Below are 17,798 nucleotides of genomic sequence, written 5' to 3'. Positions count from 1 at the left end.
TTTATTCGCTAGGATTGTGTGACTAAAACGACATAAAAGAGCGTTACATCGATATCGATTCTGTCATTTCCTCGGAAATAATTCAACTTACTTTCGTAAAAATTGGTTCTATCAGGGGAATGCGCCCATATTACTTAAGTCCTATATGTTATTCATGGGCCGATTAAAAGGTGAATCTAATGATGTGAAACGATTCATACTATATAAAGAGAGGGCTCTCTAACCTTCAAATTCATAACTGATCTCGTAGCTATCCCTGAAATCAATTGCCTATTTCGCTGTAAAAGATTAAAAGAACCCGGCAGACTGTGCCGCCGGGCTCCATAAGTTACTTTATTTGCCGTATACGTTAATCCGGTTAACCGCTTTTTGCAAAGCAATCTCTGCACGGCGGTGATCAAAATGGTCTTGGTTGCTTTGGCTAGCAAGCCGGCGTTCTGCCCGCTCTTTGGCCGCACGCGCACGATCCACATCAATGCTTTCCGGGAATTCGGCACTCTCAGCGAGTACAACAACTTTATCTTTGCGGACTTCGATGAAGCCGCCGCCGATAGCGACCTGCTTGTTCTCTTTTCCGTTTTTGATAATGATTGGTGCAATCTGTAAAGGTGTAACCATCGGGATATGACCAGGGAGAATCCCCAGTTCCCCTTCAATACCACGAGCGATGACGCTGTTCACTTGCTGTGAATAGACGAGGCGCTCAGGCGTTACGATTTCCAACAAAAAGGTGCTCAAATTCCATCCCTCCTGAAACTATCCGAAGGATAGCTCGCTTCATAAGGACAATCCTGGAGTCAGATTATACCAGTGTTTTAGCTTTCTCCACTGCCTCTTCAATCGTACCCACGAAGAGGAATGCTGCTTCCGGCAGATCGTCATGCTTGCCTTCGAGAATCTCTTTAAAGCTGCGCACCGTTTCTTTAACCGGAACGTATTTACCCGGAATACCGTTAAATGCTTCAGCAACGTGGAAAGGCTGGGACAAGAAACGTTGAATTTTACGCGCACGATAAACGAGCGCTCTGTCTTCTTCACTGAGCTCGTCCATACCCAAGATCGCGATGATATCTTGAAGTTCGTTATAACGTGCCAAGATACGTTTAACACCTTGTGCAACGCTATAGTGCTCTTCGCCAACAACTTCAGGAGACAAGATCCGGGAACTGGATGCGAGTGGATCTACCGCAGGGTAGATACCCATTTCGGAGATTTTACGCTCCAAGTTGGTTGTTGCATCCAAGTGAGCAAACGTTGTTGCAGGAGCCGGGTCAGTATAGTCATCCGCAGGTACATAGATCGCCTGGATGGATGTAACCGATCCTTTTTTCGTTGAAGTGATACGCTCTTGCAATTGACCCATTTCGGTTGCCAGCGTAGGTTGGTAACCTACCGCAGAAGGCATACGTCCAAGCAAGGCAGATACTTCTGAACCCGCTTGGGTGAAACGGAAGATGTTATCGATAAAGAGCAACACGTCACGGCCTTCTTCATCACGGAAGTATTCCGCCATGGTCAGACCTGTGAGGGCTACACGAAGACGTGCGCCTGGAGGCTCGTTCATTTGTCCGAAGACCATTGCTGTTTTGTTGATAACGCCGGAATCACTCATCTCGTGATACAAGTCGTTACCTTCACGTGTACGCTCACCAACACCGGCAAATACGGAGATACCACCGTGCTCTTGCGCAATGTTGTTGATCAGTTCCTGAATGGTTACCGTTTTACCTACACCGGCGCCCCCGAACAGACCGATTTTACCACCTTTAGCGTAAGGAGCCAGCAAGTCGATAACTTTGATACCTGTTTCAAGCATTTCCGCTTGGGTCGTCAGTTCATCGAATGCAGGAGCAGAGCGGTGAATCGGGTTTTTGTGTGCAGCTGCTACAGTACCGCCAGTATCGATTGCTTCGCCGAGTACGTTAAATACACGGCCCAGTGTCGCTTCACCGACAGGTACAGAGATTGGAGCTCCAGTATCTACGGCTTCCATACCACGTACGAGACCGTCCGTGGAGGACATCGCGATACAACGTACCCGGTTGTCACCCAGATGTTTCGAAGCTTCGAGTGTAAGATTTACACTAACGCCGCTTTCGCTTACTGTAGTGATCGTAATGGCATTGAGGATTTCCGGCAGACCGCCGCGATCAAACTCGACGTCAACAACCGGACCCATGATGCTCACAACGCGTCCTTTGTTCATCTTAACGTTCCCCTCCTACAAGCCTGCTACTTTGGCAAAAATAAAGTTCCGTTCGTTCATCTTTGCAGTGCAAGCCTTCATTAAATAAAAAACATTTAGCCTTGTGCTGCGTTAGCACCTGCCACAATTTCCGTAATCTCCTGTGTAATCGCTGCTTGACGTGCGCGGTTGTAAGTCAATGACAGTTCGTTAATGAGCTTGGATGCATTTTTGGTTGCATTGCCCATCGCTGTCATTTTAGCACCTAGCTCACTCGCTTTACCGTTCAGCAGTGCACCGTAGATCAATGTTTCCGCATAACGCGGAAGCAATACTTCCAGCACAGCTTCAGCTGACGGTTCATACTCGTAGCTTGCAGTCGGTCCATCTACAGCTGTTAACTCAGGTGTTTCCATAGGAAGAAGTTTCTCCATTGTCGGAATCTGGGTCAACGCATTTACAAAGCGGTTATAACAAATGTACAATTCATCAAATTCAGCCAGTTCAAATCCATGAACCGCCTCATGAGCGATGGATTTGATATCTGCGAATGAAGGTGAGTCCGACAGATCCGTTGTTGTGGAAGCCATAGCTATTTCACGTCTTCTGAAATAGTCACGCCCTTTACGACCAATAACGAATAATTCGTAATCGTCCTGAGAGTTATGACGCTCTTTCAGAGTCAGATTCACCTGACGCAGAACGTTCGCATTGTATCCACCTGCAAGACCCCGATCTGACGTAATGATCAGATACGCTGTCTTTTTGACCGGACGGCTTTCCAGCATCGGGTGCTGGATACCTTGGGTACTGGAGGCAATACTCGCCACAACTTCTTTCAACTTCTCTGAATATGGACGTGCTGCCTCTGCTTTTTCCTGCGCTTTACGCAGTTTTGCAGCTGCAACCATCTCCATTGCTTTGGTGATCTGCTTGGTACTCTGTACGCTTTTAATTTGACGCTTAATTTCGCGCATACCTTTTGCCATGATTTCACCACCTTAAAGTTTTGACATAGTCAAAACTACTTCGTAAGCATAATCCTGCTTTGACAGAGTCAAAGTTTTGCATGCAGACATGCGGAATCGGTTAGACAACTCCGCAGCTACAATCATCTATTTAGACAGAGACAGCGAAGCTCTTTCTGAACTTCTCGATTGCACCTTTGAGTGCATTTTCATTGTCTGCTGTCAGTTCTTTCGTGTCACGAATCGATCCCAGAATTTCCGGGTGGTTGCTCTCCATGAACGCAAGGAACTCATGTTCAAAACGAGTAACATCACCTGTTGGAATCTCATCAAGGAATCCTTTAACTGCAGTATACAAGCTGACTACCTGTTGTTCTACAGGCAACGGCTGGTTAACACCTTGCTTCAGAATTTCCATCATACGCGCACCACGATTCAGACGAGCCTGAGTCGCTTTATCCAGATCGGAACCGAACTGGGAGAACGCTTGAAGCTCACGATATTGAGCGAGGTCAAGACGCAGGGAACCTGCAACCTTTTTCATCGCTTTGATCTGAGCAGAACCACCGACACGGGATACAGAGATACCAACGTTGATCGCCGGACGTTGTCCAGCATTGAACAAGTCAGCTTCCAGGAAGATCTGTCCATCCGTGATGGAGATTACGTTCGTTGGAATATAAGCAGATACATCGGAAGCTTGTGTTTCAATGAACGGCAGTGCGGTTAAAGAACCTCCACCCAGTTCATCATTCAGCTTCGCAGCACGCTCCAGCAAACGGGAGTGCAGGTAGAAGACGTCACCCGGATAAGCCTCACGGCCCGGTGGACGACGAAGCAACAAGGACAGCTCACGATAAGCAGAAGCTTGTTTAGTCAAGTCATCATAGATGACCAGAACGTGCTCGCCTTTGTACATGAAATACTCACCCATCGAACAACCGGAGTACGGTGCGATGTACAAGAGTGGTGATGGATCGGAAGCTGCTGCTGTTACAACGATCGTGTACTCCATTGCGCCTTTACGACGAAGAGTTTCCACAACTTGTGCAACCGTAGACTGCTTCTGACCAATAGCAACATAGATACACTTCATGCCGCTACCTTTTTGGTTCAGGATTGCATCAATGGCAATTGATGTTTTACCTGTTTGACGGTCACCGATGATCAACTCACGTTGTCCGCGACCGATTGGTACCATTGCATCGATGGCTTTGATTCCTGTTTGCATCGGCTCATGAACGGATTTACGATCCATTACGCCTGGTGCTTTACCTTCAACCGGACGGAATTCCGTTGTAGCGATTGGCCCTTTGCCATCCACTGGAATACCGAGCGGGTTCACAACGCGCCCAATCAATGCTTCGCCTACAGGCACCTGCATGATTTGACCAGTACGTTTCACTTGGTCGCCTTCACGAATATCATAGTAAGGTCCCAGGATAACGACACCGACATTGCTTTCTTCCACGTTCATGGCGAGTCCCATTACACCGCTTGGGAATTCAACCAACTCGTTGGACATGACGTTCTCAAGTCCGTAAACACGAGCGATACCATCACCAACCTCGATAACCGTTCCGACTTCGACTACATCGATATCGGTCTTGTATTGTTCGATTTGGCTCTTAATTAATGTACTGATTTCTTCTGGTTTGATACTCAAATGTCCTCACCCCAATCTACTGTACTCGTCTGTTAAAAGACTGCTCAAGACGTTCGAGCTTGCCAGCCAAGCTGCCGTCATAGATCGTATCGCCAATGGCGACTTTCAATCCGCCCAGCAGAGTCGGATCAACAAAATTCTCGATACGAATCTTTTTATTCACACGGCCACCGAATTCACGGGCTACCGCTTCTTTTTCCTCATCGTTCAAAGCATATGTTGAGTATACACGAGCGTCAGCGATTCCAAGAGAATCCCCTTCGATCTTCACGTAGTCACTCAACAATTCGTCCAACAGTTCAACGCGTCCACGCTCAATCATGAGCAGAACCGTACGAAGGACAGGTTCGGACACTTTGCCATCCAGGCTTGCACGAAGCACATTTTGTTTGGCTTCATCAGAGATGTTCGGAGATACAATAAACTTGATAATCTCGGCATCTCCAGTTAACGCACTAACTACGGCGCGCAGTTCCTGTTCAACCTCGAGCACCTGCTGCTGCTGAAGTGCAACTTCAAACAATGCTTTCGCATAACGCTTGGCAACAATCGTATCGCGGCTCATTGTCGGCCTCCTACCTCATTGAGGTATTGGTTCACAAGTTCCTCTTGTGCAGGACCGTTCTCAACTTCTTTTTTAATCAATCTGGAAGCAATTTGAACGGAAGCTGTACCCAGTTCGCTGCGAAGTGCTGCGACTGCTTTGTTCTTCTCGCTCTCGATCTCACGTACCGCATCGTCTTTGAGACGATTCGCTTCTGCCTTGGCATCAGCCAAAATCGACTCAGCCTGCTTGCCGCCCGTTTGTTTGGACTGCTCGATGATGTCGTGAGCTTCTTTGCGCGCATGTTCCAGAGCTTGTTTTTGCTCCTCCACATAGGCAATAGCCTGTTCACGAGTCTGTGCAGCCTCGTTCATCTGCGTCATCACGAGTTCACGACGCTTTTCCATAATGGAGAACAAAGGGCCGAAAGCGTAGCGACTAAGCAGCCAATATAGAATTGCAAATGCAACCATCGCAAGAATTGTATTTTCCCATATGAAATTCAATCTGTTCACTCCTTCCTGGAGGTATCCTTAAAACGTTCGCCTGTTAGGACGGACATTTCCCTAAAAAGAAGGCGCGGAGGGCTGTGGCCTTCCCCGCCAAACCTTTATCCATTTAAATTAAGCCATACCGTAGAACATGAACGCGAGTACCACACCGATAATCGGCAATACCTCGATCAAACCTACACCGATAAACATTGTTGTTTGAAGAGTAGATTTCGCTTCTGGTTGACGAGCGATACCTTCCACCGTTTTGCTGATTACCATACCGTTACCAATACCTGCGCCAAACGCGCCAAGTCCTGCAACAATTGCTGCTGCGATTAATGCCATTGCTCCCATTTGTATATCCTCCTTAAAATAATAAATCGTATTTTTTATTGTTCAGCCTGATGAAGATATCTTCTTAGGGCTTGAAACTTAATGTTCTTCGTGCGTCTCGATGCTCTGTGAGATGTATACCATCATCAAAATAACAAACACAAATGCCTGGATCGCGCCGATAAAGATACTAAAGCCTTGCCAAACCATTAACAGTGGAATAGCCGCGATCGCACCAAACACTTTGAATGTGGTCAGCTTCAGGATCGTTGTAATCAGTACCTCACCCGCGAAGATATTCGCAAATAGACGCATACCGTGTGTTAACAGCTTCGATGCCGTCTCGATCAAGTTGATCGGCAAGAACAGGGCAAACGGCTGAAGGTAATGCTTGAGATATCCTCTGGTGTTGCGGAATAATCCAAGTCCATGAGATACAAGGAAAGCAACCAGGGCCAGTCCCATCGTTACAGACAAGTCTGCTGTCGGTGATTTCCACCAAGCCAGTTCAACGTGTGGATGTGCATTCGGATCCTTGGCATGGGCCTTCTCAAAGGCTTCCACGGCCGTAACAATCGGTTGACCGAATACTTGCGCTTGTTCTACCTTATCCATCCCGGTTACTGCCTGGAACGGAAGTCCGAGCATGTTCCCTACAAAGATGAACATAATCATGGAAAGAGCGAGAGAGATAAAATGTTTACCTTTCTTCATATCCATTGTACTGGAGATCAGATTGCGGACGAATTCTACTGCCCACTCCATAAAATTTTGCAGCTTGCCGGGGTTTTCAACGGATAATCTTCGTGTCGCCAGTACAGCGAAAATAAAAACAAGGGCACCTGTAACGACCAGCATCAACACAACTGATAAATCCAGTCGAAATCCGCCAAGCATAATAATTGGAGCTTCATGCATATTTTTCTCACCCCTTTCTCGACTTGAAAGCTGCAGCACCTAATTTCATTCTGCTCTGCGGGAATAGATAATCCCTATAATCAGTAAGGAAAATTGCGCAATAACCAGACCACCTGCGACCGCATATGTATTGAAATACTGCGGAAAGCGCATCGATAAAAATATACCGAGCACAGCCAGCGCTGCTCTTGTCAAAAATCCCAGGTTCACACGCTTCAAGTTACCTTCTGCCGCTTCATCAGACATTTTCCTTACTTTGTAGCCCAGGTAAAATGCATTAATCCAGCTAATTCCTGTACCCAGAGCTAGTCCCAAAGCAATTGTCTCCACTCGTGGCATAAAAGCCGCTGCGAGAAAACAAATCATAAGTACATACATGACGAAAACAGTCATTGATCTGCGGTATCTGGCTAGTTCACTCATCACTTTCCCCCATGATTTTTTTCGCGATAAAGTAAATGCTTACCCCACCTGCCGCAAGAAAAAAGAGAACGCTTACGGCGATCCATATTCCGTTGCCTCCAATGGTCTTGTCCAACCAGGAGCCAGCGTAATATCCGGCAACAGCGAGAATGGCAATCTCGATCCCAAAAGCTGTCACGAGCCCCATTGCTTTCCATACATTATCGTCATGGTTACGGGATGAATTTGGTTTGTTCGAATCGGCCATTTTCCACGCCACCCTTGCAATCCCAGTTAATTTTACTGAATGATGAGAGCCTTTGTCAATTGATTGATTTTAGCGTTTTAAAGGGGGAAACGCCGGGCTTATGAACCTCTAAAGCCCATAAACCCGCGAAAACCGTACAGTTTAACTGTATGCTATCCCCTCCGTAAAACCGTCAAAAAATGTGAATTATTTTTTGAACTTTCTGTGAAATGATTCCGGACGATCACTTTTCACGCCAAAATGGTGCAAAATCGCATTGACAATTCTTTCCGATGCGTGTCCATCACCGTATGGATTAGCAGCTTGGCTCATGCTTGCGTACAGTGCTTCATCCGAAAGCAACGCCTTGGTCCGTTCATATACGCGTTCTTCTTCCGTCCCTACCAATTCCAGCGTGCCAGCTTCAATGCCTTCTGGGCGCTCTGTTGTATCGCGCAGTACAAGAACAGGCACACCAAACGAAGGCGCTTCTTCTTGCAAACCGCCTGAATCGGTCAGGATCAAGTGAGTGTGCGGGTAAAAGTTATGCAAATCCACTACGTCTAGCGGATCAATTAACTGAATACGGGGATGATTCCCCAAAATCGCGTGAGCCGGCTCCTTCACAGCAGGACTAGGGTGCACCGGGTACACGATGGCAATATCTTCGAATTCGTCTGCAATCCGTTTGACGGCCTGGAAAATGTTGCGGTGAGGCTCGCCTTGAGATTCACGGCGATGAGCAGTCATCAGCACCAGGCGTTTGCCTTGTGCCCAATCTAGTACCGGGTGCTTGTAATCCTCCCGTACTGTATATTGAAACACATCGGTTACCGTGTTGCCTGTGACGTAGGTACTAGACTCCGGTTTATTTTCTTTTGCAAGATTGGAAGAAGACCAGTCAGTAGGTGCAAAATGCAAATCAGCCAGTACACCCGTCAATTGGCGGTTCATCTCTTCCGGATACGGCGACAGCTTGTTCCACGTCCGCAATCCTGCCTCCACATGCCCAACCTGAATCTGTTGCAGGAATGCTGCATAGCTGGCTACAAATGTAGTCAAGGTATCTCCGTGAACCAGCACAATATCCGGCTTGGCTTCACGCAAAACTGGCTCCAGACCGCCAAGAACACGAATGGTGATCTCGTTCAACGTTTGACGATCCTTCATGACATCCAGATCATAATCGGGATGAATGTCGAAAACTTCAAGAACTTGATCCAGCATCTGACGATGCTGCGCAGTTACGCAAACAATCGACTCAATGGACTCGGGATGTTTTTGCAATTCCAGAATAAGCGGAGCCATCTTGATGGCTTCCGGACGCACTCCGAAGATTGTCATCACTTTAATTTTTTTGGACATTCGAGCAAAGCTCCTTTTCTAATCCGCATGAAAATATGCTTATTTCGTTCCGTACAGACGGTCTCCTGCATCGCCAAGTCCTGGCACGATATATCCGTGATCATCCAGACGGTCGTCCAGTGCAGCCACATAGATATCCACATCCGGGTGTGCATCCTGTACTGCTTTTACGCCCTCTGGCGCTGCAACCAAGTTCATCATCTTGATCTGAGTGCAGCCGCGTTTCTTGAGCACGTCAATCGCTGCAATGGCCGATCCGCCCGTTGCCAGCATCGGGTCAATTACAATCAGTTGGCGCTCCGTTACATCTGTAGGTAGCTTGGTGTAGTATTCAACCGGTTGCAGTGTTTCCGGGTCACGGAACAAACCAACATGTCCTACTTTTGCCGCTGGCAACAACTTCACAACGCCATCCAGCATGCCCAGTCCTGCGCGCAGAATCGGTACCAGTCCAAGCATACGTCCAGAAATTACTTTTCCTTGTGTTGCTGCTACAGGAGTCTGTACATCAATCGATTCCAGTTCAACATCTCTTGTAATCTCGTAAGCCATCAACGTGGCTACTTCATCAACCAATTCACGAAAATCTTTCGTATTCGTACGCATGTCGCGTATAAACGTCAGTTTGTGTTGAATCAGGGGGTGATCACATATTACTAATTTTCCCATTAAATTGTCCCTCCGGTAAGTTCTTCATGAGTTAAGCATTTCCAAATATACCTAGCCATCATTCACAGGCTCGATAAATCCTGTATATTATATCATCACCCACACTGAATTACACCATCAAAGGGCACCTAATCATTACAGAAAAGCGAATCCTACAAAAACAGGACCGGAAAATGATTCATCCGGTCCTGTTTGCTCGTGCTGTTGTGTCACTTGAATAGCAAAATGTTAAATACAATACCACTCCGCCACCAGAATGCTCCTTCGATCGCCGTTATCCCCAAATTTTATGAATCACCTTAGAAAGGTGAAAATTCGGGGATAAATGCGAACGCTCCGCTTCTACGGCCTCATTCTGCTCACTTCGTTCATCTGTATTCCATTTTAACAACCTTCAAATACAAACAGCACGAGCAATGTTTTTTAGCAGTAAAAGAGACAGTATTAGTATTTAAGGTCGGTGTAGAGTGGGTATTGGTCCGTCAAAGCAGTTACTTCTGCACGAGCCTGATCAAGGGTTGCTGTGTCTTTTGGATTTTTAAGTGTTTTGGCAATGATCTTACCGATGGATACCATCGCTTTTTCATCCATACCACGGGAAGTCGCCGCTGGTGTTCCGATACGGATACCGCTAGTGATAAACGGACTTGTAGGATCGAACGGAATAGCGTTCTTGTTCACGGTAATTCCGATGGAATCAAGCACATGCTCTGCTTCCTTACCTGTGATGTTCACGCTGCGTGTGTCGATCAGCATCAAGTGGTTGTCTGTACCGCCGGATACGATGTTCAATCCTTCAGCGATCAATGTTTCAGCCAGCACTTGTGCGTTCTTCACCACGTTCTGAGCATACGTTTTGAACGAAGGCTGCAAAGCTTCACCAAATGCTACAGCTTTTGAAGCGATAACGTGCATCAATGGTCCACCTTGGGAACCCGGGAATACGGCTTTATCAATTGCAGCTGCCCAAGACTTACGGCACAGGATCATACCGCCGCGTGGTCCGCGCAGTGTTTTATGTGTTGTTGTCGTTACAAAGTGTGCATGTGGCACTGGGTTAGGATGCAATCCAGCTGCAACAAGTCCTGCGATATGTGCCATATCGACCATAAACAGAGCGCCAACATCATCGGCGATGGCAGCCAGCTTTTCAAAATCAATGGTACGTGGATATGCACTTGCACCTGCCACGATCAGACGAGGACGGTGTTTGAATGCTGCTTTGCGAACTTCATCATAATCAATGAGGAATGTATCTTCTTGTACGCCGTATGCAACGAAGTTGTACAGCAAACCAGAAGCATTAACCGGACTACCATGCGTCAAGTGACCGCCGTGTGCCAGGTTCATACCCAGTACCGTATCGCCAGGCTTCAACGCTGCCAGATATACGGCCATGTTCGCTTGTGCACCGGAGTGTGGCTGCACGTTGGCATGCTCTGCGCCAAACAATTCTTTGGCACGATCACGCGCGATATCTTCAACGATATCCACATGCTCACAACCGCCATAGTAACGTTTACCTGGATATCCTTCAGCATACTTGTTCGTCAGAACAGATCCCATTGCTTCAATTACCGCTTCGCTTACGATGTTCTCGGATGCGATCAGCTCGATGTTGTTCTGTTGACGTTTCAGTTCAAGATTCATCGCTTCCAGTACTGCAGGGTCATTCTTACGCAATTGTTCCATGATTAAATTCCTCCTAATTATTATGAAGTTATAAAGCGAGCCTACAGGTTACACTCCTGACTTCGATTGCATCACCATCTTACGATCACTGTTATCCCCAAATTTCTTTGAACCCCTTTGATAAAGGGGAAAATTCGGTGATAAACGTGAACGCTCTGCTTCTCCAGATTGGTGTTGCACTCTCCGTTTACGTGTAAACATCATTTCACTTTATACGTTAGTCACAAAAAGTCGAATCGGGCTCTTCTTCCATTCGATAAACTGCACGTTCGCCTCCAACCAGTTTCGGACGTGTCAGTGCTGCCGCGACACGAGCCTCACCAATGTAACGAAGCGAGGTCCGAAAAGGAACTGCAACATGGCGTAAATGCATACCTATCATCGTTTCTCCAATATCCAGACCTGCATGAGCCTGAATATGTTCAGCGAGACATGGATCGGACAATGAACGATAGGCGGTAGATGCCATGGAACCACCAGCCTTCGGCACAGGTACAGCGCCAACCTCTGTCAGTCCAAGCCGTTCAAGTAACGCCCGTTCCATTACAAGCGCCCTGTTCAGGTGTTCACAGCATTGGAATACGGTGTCGAAACCAAACTCCTGCTGTACCTCACGAACCCCTGCAAGCAACTGCTGCGCCACATCCACTGCACCGCTTGTTCCAATCCGCTGGCCTGCGACTTCGCTTGTACTTGTGCCAATAACTACAACTTGACCGGAGCCAAGCTTCCCGGCTAATGCCAGTTCGCGCAGGATCGATGCGGTCTGTTGTTGCAATCCGGGTTGTTCCGAATCCAGTTCAATAGTCATCCTATCGCCTCCCGATAAAATCATGCCCATTCTCTTGTGCACATTCGCTCTACACATACGTTGCATGGCATCTCAGGTACTATTATAGCGAAAAATCAGATGAAAGACGAAAAAAAGAGCAGTCTGCGGGTATCGCAGAATTGCTCTTTTGCCCAGGCGACCGGCCGTTTGTTCCGGTGCTCCATTGTGGTTGTGCCCACTTCGTCGCCAGTTACACCGGATCCCTGTTTTCCCCTTCATCATAAATCAACCGACACTTAAAATCAACGGTTAATTTACATCGCTTGTTCTGTTTCTATATCTTTCCTCTGCTTGCCTGAATTATTCAAGCTTATCCAAAAGACGGGATAACGCCGTCCGAATCTCTGCCGCCGCAATGTTGTAATCATCCCGACTGCCGCCAAATGGGTCCGAGATGTCGAAACTTGGAATTCTCTGTCTAATCTCAATCGCACGCTCCCGCTCCGAGGCCAGAATCTCTTGTCCAAGTGCCCGCTTCATCTCCAATGTAGCGAACAGGCTGTCCAATTCCTCCAGGTCTTGAAGCACTTGTGCATCGTTCTCTACATACTCTTTCAGGGTGTACGTCTTCTGAATGGAGTCCGGAAACACCTGCATGACATGTTGTTTATGACTCCGGGTCAACGTCAGAATGAGGTCCGCCCATTCAACCAGTTCTGCACTGAGCTGTGTGGAGTGAGCTGGACCTTCCGCACTATGATCTCTCAACACCGCCTCGGCATGACGCGATATCGGCATACCCGACGTTGCGGCTACACCTGCAGAACGAACATGCACCTGGATGCCGCGCTCGGAAGCGAGTTTCCGCAAAAGCCCTTCTGCCATGGGGCTGCGGCACGTATTGCCTGTACATACGAATAAAATATGTTTCATTATGTTAGCCTCCCCATTGGATCAAAGATGTGATATGCCTATCCGATGATTTACACGTTTTATTTTAGAATATAAACAAAAGTCCAAAGGCAAGCAAGATCGCCCCGCCTACAGCCTCGCCGTAATCCCCCATATTCTGGCTCACCCGGCGTCCGAGAAGCAGCCCCAAGATGGACATTAAGCCACCACAGAACCCAAATGCCAGAATGGTCAGGACAAGATCACTACTGAACATACCAAGCGACACCCCGACAGAGAATGAATCTACGCTGACACTGAACGAAAATAAAATAATACCCAGCAGGGAGCGATGATCCACCAGTTTGGTTTCCCCTTCGCGGAACGCATTCAAAATCATGTGGGCACCCAGTAACACCAGCAAGCCACCTGCCGCATAGTTCGTAATATCGCCCAACAAGGAGCTGACATACTTACCCATATACATTCCAGCAAGCGGCATAATGACATGAAACAGTGCTGTGACCGTACTGATTTTCAATATATCCCGCAGCCGTACGCCCTTCATGCCAATTCCAATGCCCAGCGAGAATGCATCAAGTCCAAGCGCAACCGCCATAATCAGAATGGTTACCAACTGCCCCACATGGGCAGACACATCCCACATCCTCATACCCCCAAGTCGCGTAAAGGTTCTTGTACACGATATGCGGACAAGGACCCAAACATGACGGATGCAGGGGAAGTGGAGCAACGAAGTATCAATATACCCTTACGATGGGAAAAGCAGCTCAAGGCCCGCTTACGCTTGCCGCAAGAAAATAAAACTTGTTTCGTTAAATGTTACGACTGCCCGCGAAAGTTGGTGCTCCTGACCCGATGGGCAGGAGCGTTCAGACGGGCGGCTCAATCAACTTGAATAAGTTGGTTGCCCGCCGCCTTGAGCAGCCGATTCATGACGGCTGCTCCCAGCCCTTCGCGCGAGCAGGCTTCCGCCACAATATATGTGGCGCCCTGCTCGTCGCAGCTGCGCAGCGCGGCGTATAGCCTGCGCGCAGCTTCCTGCAGCTCGCTGGCGTCGCCCAGCGAGAACACGGCATCGGCGCGGTACTGCTCCGCGTGCTCGGCGAACGCCAGCACCGCGGTGCGCTCTCCGCGCTGCGCCGCCTCTGCGAGGGCGGCGCTAATCCAGGCCGCCACCGCTGCGGGCGGCCCCTCCACCACGCACAGCGCCCCTGCGGGTGCGTAGTGCGTGTACTTCATGCCCGGCGAGCGCGGCGCCGGGCTGGTGCTGTCGCCCCCGGACCCTTCGGCGAGAAGCGCCGGGTCCGTGGCGACACGGGCGGCCACGGCGGACAGCTGTTCCGCCGTGATGCCGCCAGGGCGCAGGATGGTGACGGTACCGTCGTCACCGGCCTGCACCACCGTGGACTCGACGCCCACCCCTGTGGGGCCGCCGTCCACGATGCCGCCGATGCGGCCATCCAGATCCTCCCGCACATGTGCGGCGAGGGTCGGGCTAGGCCGTCCGGAACGGTTGGCGCTTGGCGCAGCCACAGGGCATGCCGCCGCCGCGATGAGTGGCAGAGCCACCGGGTGATCCGGCATGCGCACGGCCACCGTATCCAGCCCGGCAGTGACCCGCGGGGACACCGCCCCTGGCCTAACCGGCAGCACCAGCGTCAGCGGGCCCGGCCAGAAGGCCGCCATCAGCGCTTCCGCCGCTGCATTAACTTCGGTGACCAGATCATCTAACTGGTCACGGTGCGCGATATGCACAATGAGCGGGTTGTCGGATGGCCGCCCTTTGGCGGCAAATACCGCCTCCACCGCTTCTGTGCTGCGCGCATCTGCGCCGAGGCCATAGACCGTCTCGGTCGGGAAGGCAATGATCTCCCCTTGACGAAGGCAAGCCGCGGCTGCCTTCAAGTCCACGAGCGCCGCTTCACGGGCGGTGCTACCCTTTTTCACACCGGAAACCGGGAAAAGTTCTTGCCCTTCCTCCGCCTCATCTTGCTCCTGTACCAGTGCTCTGACATCCCAGTAAGCCGTATTTTGTTTACCTTTGGCCGACTCTGCCGCCTCATTGCCATGCTTGTCCTCTAACGAGGTATGTGATCTCGCTTCATGCTCTCTGTTCATATATATCATCATCCCTAAACTTCAAGTAGGTTCAATTTCAGTACATATAAGTATATCATATCTGTCACGTTACAGGTTTGATCCAAACATGGGGTACTTCCACCATAAATTTGTTATATAAAAAAGGGAAGCTCCCTGCAAACCTGCAACGAAACTCCCCTCTCGTATTCTATATTCTATCTTGGACTCCAATTGCACTCCAACTTTTGGTATCAACAAATCGTTGTTAAGTGAATAAATTTGTTATCCAATCCCATAATTTCACGGCCACATCCCACAGGAAGAATCTCGCTTCGGGTGTCTCTCCCTGTACAGAAGCTTTCACTTCTACCGAATCCCCAGCCGCCGCAGAGACTGTCGTTGGTTTTGCCAATGCATCTCCAGTGCTCGCATCGATAAAACATAAAGGCGGGAACAACACACACCACCAGTTCTGCCCCTTGCCTTCGCCCAATGTAATCCGCACCGCTTCATAATCACCCGCTGGATACACAGTACCGCCATATAGCTTTGTTGGAAAAGGAACCGTGCCAAGCTCCACCTGGTAATCATAGGTCAGTCCGCGTTTCGTCAACTCTTCCCCTACCCGATTCTCAATCTCGGACAGATGCTCACGAATCACATGGCGCGCCTGCTCCAGACTTTGCGGATCCTCCAGCGTTCCAACCCACTCGCCCATCTGTGCAACCACCGCATCCCGAATCTCACGTTTCACGAGCTGATCTCCAGCCGTATCCGAGTTCGCCAGAATCCGCAGGCGGATCGACTGCTCCGGAATCGCTGCAGCGGCAACAGCCGCGTCTGTTTTCTGACCTTCCCACATCATAATAATCATCATAAGACAACCAATGATAAGTCCAATTTGTTTAACCATTCGTCTGTTCATCCCGTTCTCCCCCTCGGCTCCGATATCCAGCTGCCAACTCTCTCATGTCTATCAGTATGCCCGGTAGAGGAAGAAGTAAACCTAGTACAAACCTGAAATCTATTAAAATTTTTCATAGAAGAAGATGTATTAGCTATATACCAGGGTGACAAGCATAGACATATTCCTTATCGCCGTTGCGAAAAGAGATTTCTTAGTAAAAAGAGATCATTTCAACACTCATTTATTCTACTCTCCCCTGAAACTTCCCTTTTCGCACATACAAAAAAAGCCTAGTGTTCACTAAGCTTTCTTCGAAGATAGCAACGGATTAAAATGCTACAAGACACAATCTTTTGAAAATTATTCATCATGAATAATCCCTCCAACCCGTAAAAAACACTACTACATCGCGCTGTTCTCTTTTTTCTTTTTGATCAGACTCCGAATTCGCTGCATTAAGGATGGAGATTCTTCCTCCGGAAACAGTTCATCTTCGTCCTCGTCACCGTACAACTTAATGCTCATTACCAGGCCCATACAGGCCATGTTAATTAGCAAAGACGTCCCTCCATAACTGATAAATGGCAAGGTAATGCCTGTCAGCGGCATGAGGCCAAGGAACGCTCCTACATTTTCAAACACCTGATAGAGTAACATCCCGATAATGCCCACAATGATAATGGGCCCGGCTCGTTCTTTGCACTCCAGCGCAATCAGTACCATCCGATGGATCAGGATAAAATATAACAGGATTAACAGCGAAGCTCCCACAAAACCGAATTCCTCCGCCACCACAACAAAGATCGAATCCGAGTACGTATAAGGCACACGTCCGCTTTGAACAGAGGTTCCTTCCAGGAACCCTTTGCCCGTAATCCCGCCTGATCCGATGGCGAGCCCTGCATTTTTCGTATGCCACATCGCTTTGGCTGTGGCTTTCTCCGGCACAAGCCACGGATCGATCCGTTCAGCCCAGTGCTCACGTTTGATCTTTTCCAGGAAGGCAAACACGTCATCATGATAGAAGGTGTACGATTTGATGAAACCAATAAAGAATGCAGCTACAATCGTGAGCCCGATTAACGCATGTTTCAGCTTGATATTTCCGATCCATAACACCGCAATCAGGATGACCACATAACCCAGAGCGTTACCGAGGTCATTCTGTGCCATAACGAGCGCAAACGGAATAAATGTCCAGAGCCCAATCGGTACCACATCTCTCCAGAACCCCAGCTCCCCCCGTTTACGTTTCACAATGAGATGGGCGAGAAACAGAATGAGGATCATTTTGAACAATTCGGCAGGTTGAAACGAAATGGTCTCCGTGATCTTCAGCCAGCCATTCGCGTTGTTCACCTTACTTCCAAGTACATTAGCCAGTATCAGGAAAACGATACCTATACCGTACACCATAAACGCGTATTTCACGTACAACTTGTAGTTAATCAAACCAATTCCAATAACAGCGATAAATCCCACCACATAGAAATAGATCGTTTTCACATGATGATTCGCCAGTTTGGGATCAAAACGTGTACCGCTGTAAATGGCAAATATGCTGATAACCATTAACAACAACAAGACAAAAAGAATGATGCCATCCAGCTTTTTCACCGTTTTCCACATGGTGTTTGAGTTT

At 48.6% G+C, this 17,798-nt stretch carries 19 protein-coding genes and 1 riboswitch; all 19 genes read right to left on the bottom strand.

What is annotated here, in order from left to right; translation table 11 throughout:
* Nucleotides 1-333 precede the first annotated feature (333 nt).
* The gene (locus ACUTVW_RS14800; protein ID WP_434749159.1) at nucleotides 334-738 is read right to left on the bottom strand and encodes a F0F1 ATP synthase subunit epsilon; all 405 of its coding nucleotides are present in this window, start codon (nucleotides 736-738) and stop codon (nucleotides 334-336) included.
* Nucleotides 739-802: 64 nt separating this feature from the next.
* Nucleotides 803-2,206, bottom strand: coding sequence for a F0F1 ATP synthase subunit beta (gene atpD, locus ACUTVW_RS14795; protein WP_445646517.1), 1,404 nt, complete (start codon nucleotides 2,204-2,206; stop codon nucleotides 803-805).
* A gap of 95 nt (nucleotides 2,207-2,301) precedes the next feature.
* The gene (atpG, locus tag ACUTVW_RS14790) at nucleotides 2,302-3,174 is read right to left on the bottom strand and encodes an ATP synthase F1 subunit gamma (protein WP_445646516.1); all 873 of its coding nucleotides are present in this window, start codon (nucleotides 3,172-3,174) and stop codon (nucleotides 2,302-2,304) included.
* Nucleotides 3,175-3,304: 130 nt separating this feature from the next.
* Nucleotides 3,305-4,819, bottom strand: coding sequence for a F0F1 ATP synthase subunit alpha (atpA, locus tag ACUTVW_RS14785; RefSeq protein ID WP_095291229.1), 1,515 nt, complete (start codon nucleotides 4,817-4,819; stop codon nucleotides 3,305-3,307).
* A gap of 16 nt (nucleotides 4,820-4,835) precedes the next feature.
* Complete coding sequence (locus ACUTVW_RS14780; RefSeq protein WP_445646515.1) at nucleotides 4,836-5,384, bottom strand: F0F1 ATP synthase subunit delta; 549 nt, start codon at nucleotides 5,382-5,384, stop codon at nucleotides 4,836-4,838.
* Entirely contained in the window at nucleotides 5,381-5,869 is a 489-nt protein-coding gene (gene atpF / locus ACUTVW_RS14775; protein WP_434749155.1) for a F0F1 ATP synthase subunit B, read from the bottom strand. Before atpF ends, ACUTVW_RS14780 begins: the two co-directional genes overlap by 4 nt.
* A 117-nt stretch (nucleotides 5,870-5,986) precedes the next feature.
* Nucleotides 5,987-6,211 carry a F0F1 ATP synthase subunit C gene (gene atpE, locus ACUTVW_RS14770; protein ID WP_017691934.1) on the bottom strand — a complete coding sequence of 75 codons (225 nt, stop codon included), beginning with the start codon at nucleotides 6,209-6,211 and terminating at the stop codon, nucleotides 5,987-5,989.
* Between the two features lie 78 nt (nucleotides 6,212-6,289).
* Nucleotides 6,290-7,108: a F0F1 ATP synthase subunit A gene (gene atpB, locus ACUTVW_RS14765; protein ID WP_434749154.1), complete on the bottom strand. Its 819-nt coding sequence runs from the start codon at nucleotides 7,106-7,108 to the stop codon at nucleotides 6,290-6,292.
* 45 nt (nucleotides 7,109-7,153) lie between these two features.
* Nucleotides 7,154-7,531 (bottom strand): ATP synthase subunit I, encoded by a 378-nt coding sequence (locus tag ACUTVW_RS14760; RefSeq protein ID WP_445646514.1) that lies wholly within the window; start codon nucleotides 7,529-7,531, stop codon nucleotides 7,154-7,156.
* The gene (locus ACUTVW_RS14755; RefSeq protein ID WP_017691931.1) at nucleotides 7,524-7,778 is read right to left on the bottom strand and encodes an AtpZ/AtpI family protein; all 255 of its coding nucleotides are present in this window, start codon (nucleotides 7,776-7,778) and stop codon (nucleotides 7,524-7,526) included. The genes ACUTVW_RS14760 and ACUTVW_RS14755 overlap by 8 nt, the downstream gene beginning before the upstream one ends.
* A gap of 186 nt (nucleotides 7,779-7,964) precedes the next feature.
* Nucleotides 7,965-9,122 carry a non-hydrolyzing UDP-N-acetylglucosamine 2-epimerase gene (wecB, locus tag ACUTVW_RS14750; RefSeq protein WP_445646513.1) on the bottom strand — a complete coding sequence of 386 codons (1,158 nt, stop codon included), beginning with the start codon at nucleotides 9,120-9,122 and terminating at the stop codon, nucleotides 7,965-7,967.
* A 39-nt stretch (nucleotides 9,123-9,161) separates the two neighbouring features.
* Nucleotides 9,162-9,791: a uracil phosphoribosyltransferase gene (upp, locus tag ACUTVW_RS14745; RefSeq protein ID WP_090922856.1), complete on the bottom strand. Its 630-nt coding sequence runs from the start codon at nucleotides 9,789-9,791 to the stop codon at nucleotides 9,162-9,164.
* A gap of 444 nt (nucleotides 9,792-10,235) precedes the next feature.
* Nucleotides 10,236-11,483, bottom strand: a complete 1,248-nt coding sequence (glyA, locus tag ACUTVW_RS14740) for a serine hydroxymethyltransferase (RefSeq protein ID WP_434749151.1) — start codon at nucleotides 11,481-11,483, stop codon at nucleotides 10,236-10,238.
* 217 nt (nucleotides 11,484-11,700) lie between these two features.
* Nucleotides 11,701-12,294: a TIGR01440 family protein gene (locus ACUTVW_RS14735; protein ID WP_445646512.1), complete on the bottom strand. Its 594-nt coding sequence runs from the start codon at nucleotides 12,292-12,294 to the stop codon at nucleotides 11,701-11,703.
* A gap of 143 nt (nucleotides 12,295-12,437) precedes the next feature.
* Nucleotides 12,438-12,519: riboswitch (ZMP/ZTP riboswitch) on the bottom strand.
* A gap of 96 nt (nucleotides 12,520-12,615) precedes the next feature.
* Nucleotides 12,616-13,188: a low molecular weight protein arginine phosphatase gene (locus tag ACUTVW_RS14730; protein WP_445646511.1), complete on the bottom strand. Its 573-nt coding sequence runs from the start codon at nucleotides 13,186-13,188 to the stop codon at nucleotides 12,616-12,618.
* A gap of 64 nt (nucleotides 13,189-13,252) precedes the next feature.
* Nucleotides 13,253-13,813 (bottom strand): manganese efflux pump MntP, encoded by a 561-nt coding sequence (locus ACUTVW_RS14725; protein WP_445646510.1) that lies wholly within the window; start codon nucleotides 13,811-13,813, stop codon nucleotides 13,253-13,255.
* A gap of 239 nt (nucleotides 13,814-14,052) precedes the next feature.
* A complete protein-coding gene (locus ACUTVW_RS14720) occupies nucleotides 14,053-15,288 on the bottom strand; it encodes an L-threonylcarbamoyladenylate synthase (protein WP_445646509.1) in 1,236 nt (411 codons plus the stop codon).
* Between the two features lie 226 nt (nucleotides 15,289-15,514).
* On the bottom strand, nucleotides 15,515-16,174 hold the full coding sequence (spoIIR, locus tag ACUTVW_RS14715; RefSeq protein WP_445646508.1) for a stage II sporulation protein R: 660 nt from the start codon (nucleotides 16,172-16,174) through the stop codon (nucleotides 15,515-15,517).
* 384 nt (nucleotides 16,175-16,558) lie between these two features.
* On the bottom strand, nucleotides 16,559-17,785 hold the full coding sequence (locus tag ACUTVW_RS14710) for an FtsW/RodA/SpoVE family cell cycle protein (RefSeq protein ID WP_445646507.1): 1,227 nt from the start codon (nucleotides 17,783-17,785) through the stop codon (nucleotides 16,559-16,561).
* Nucleotides 17,786-17,798 lie beyond the last annotated feature (13 nt).

The sequence above is a fragment of the Paenibacillus sp. TSA_86.1 genome, assembly GCF_052691815.1.
Note: the sequence above shows the minus strand (reverse complement) of the source record. Positions and strands in the feature narration are given on the sequence as shown.

What these genes read in the sequence shown, in the direction of transcription:
- atpD (WP_445646517.1), bottom strand. Translation starts at nt 2,206, where the DNA reads ATGAACAAAGGACGCGTTGTGAGCATCATGGGTCCGGTTGTTGACGTC.
- atpG (WP_445646516.1), bottom strand. Translation starts at nt 3,174, where the DNA reads ATGGCAAAAGGTATGCGCGAAATTAAGCGTCAAATTAAAAGCGTACAG.
- ACUTVW_RS14780 (WP_445646515.1), bottom strand. Translation starts at nt 5,384, where the DNA reads ATGAGCCGCGATACGATTGTTGCCAAGCGTTATGCGAAAGCATTGTTT.
- atpE (WP_017691934.1), bottom strand. Translation starts at nt 6,211, where the DNA reads ATGGGAGCAATGGCATTAATCGCAGCAGCAATTGTTGCAGGACTTGGC.
- atpB (WP_434749154.1), bottom strand. Translation starts at nt 7,108, where the DNA reads ATGCATGAAGCTCCAATTATTATGCTTGGCGGATTTCGACTGGATTTA.
- ACUTVW_RS14760 (WP_445646514.1), bottom strand. Translation starts at nt 7,531, where the DNA reads ATGAGTGAACTAGCCAGATACCGCAGATCAATGACTGTTTTCGTCATG.
- ACUTVW_RS14755 (WP_017691931.1), bottom strand. Translation starts at nt 7,778, where the DNA reads ATGGCCGATTCGAACAAACCAAATTCATCCCGTAACCATGACGATAAT.
- wecB (WP_445646513.1), bottom strand. Translation starts at nt 9,122, where the DNA reads ATGTCCAAAAAAATTAAAGTGATGACAATCTTCGGAGTGCGTCCGGAA.
- upp (WP_090922856.1), bottom strand. Translation starts at nt 9,791, where the DNA reads ATGGGAAAATTAGTAATATGTGATCACCCCCTGATTCAACACAAACTG.
- glyA (WP_434749151.1), bottom strand. Translation starts at nt 11,483, where the DNA reads ATGGAACAATTGCGTAAGAATGACCCTGCAGTACTGGAAGCGATGAAT.
- ACUTVW_RS14735 (WP_445646512.1), bottom strand. Translation starts at nt 12,294, where the DNA reads ATGACTATTGAACTGGATTCGGAACAACCCGGATTGCAACAACAGACC.
- ACUTVW_RS14730 (WP_445646511.1), bottom strand. Translation starts at nt 13,188, where the DNA reads ATGAAACATATTTTATTCGTATGTACAGGCAATACGTGCCGCAGCCCC.
- ACUTVW_RS14725 (WP_445646510.1), bottom strand. Translation starts at nt 13,813, where the DNA reads ATGTGGGATGTGTCTGCCCATGTGGGGCAGTTGGTAACCATTCTGATT.
- ACUTVW_RS14720 (WP_445646509.1), bottom strand. Translation starts at nt 15,288, where the DNA reads ATGAACAGAGAGCATGAAGCGAGATCACATACCTCGTTAGAGGACAAG.
- spoIIR (WP_445646508.1), bottom strand. Translation starts at nt 16,174, where the DNA reads ATGAACAGACGAATGGTTAAACAAATTGGACTTATCATTGGTTGTCTT.
- ACUTVW_RS14710 (WP_445646507.1), bottom strand. Translation starts at nt 17,785, where the DNA reads ATGTGGAAAACGGTGAAAAAGCTGGATGGCATCATTCTTTTTGTCTTG.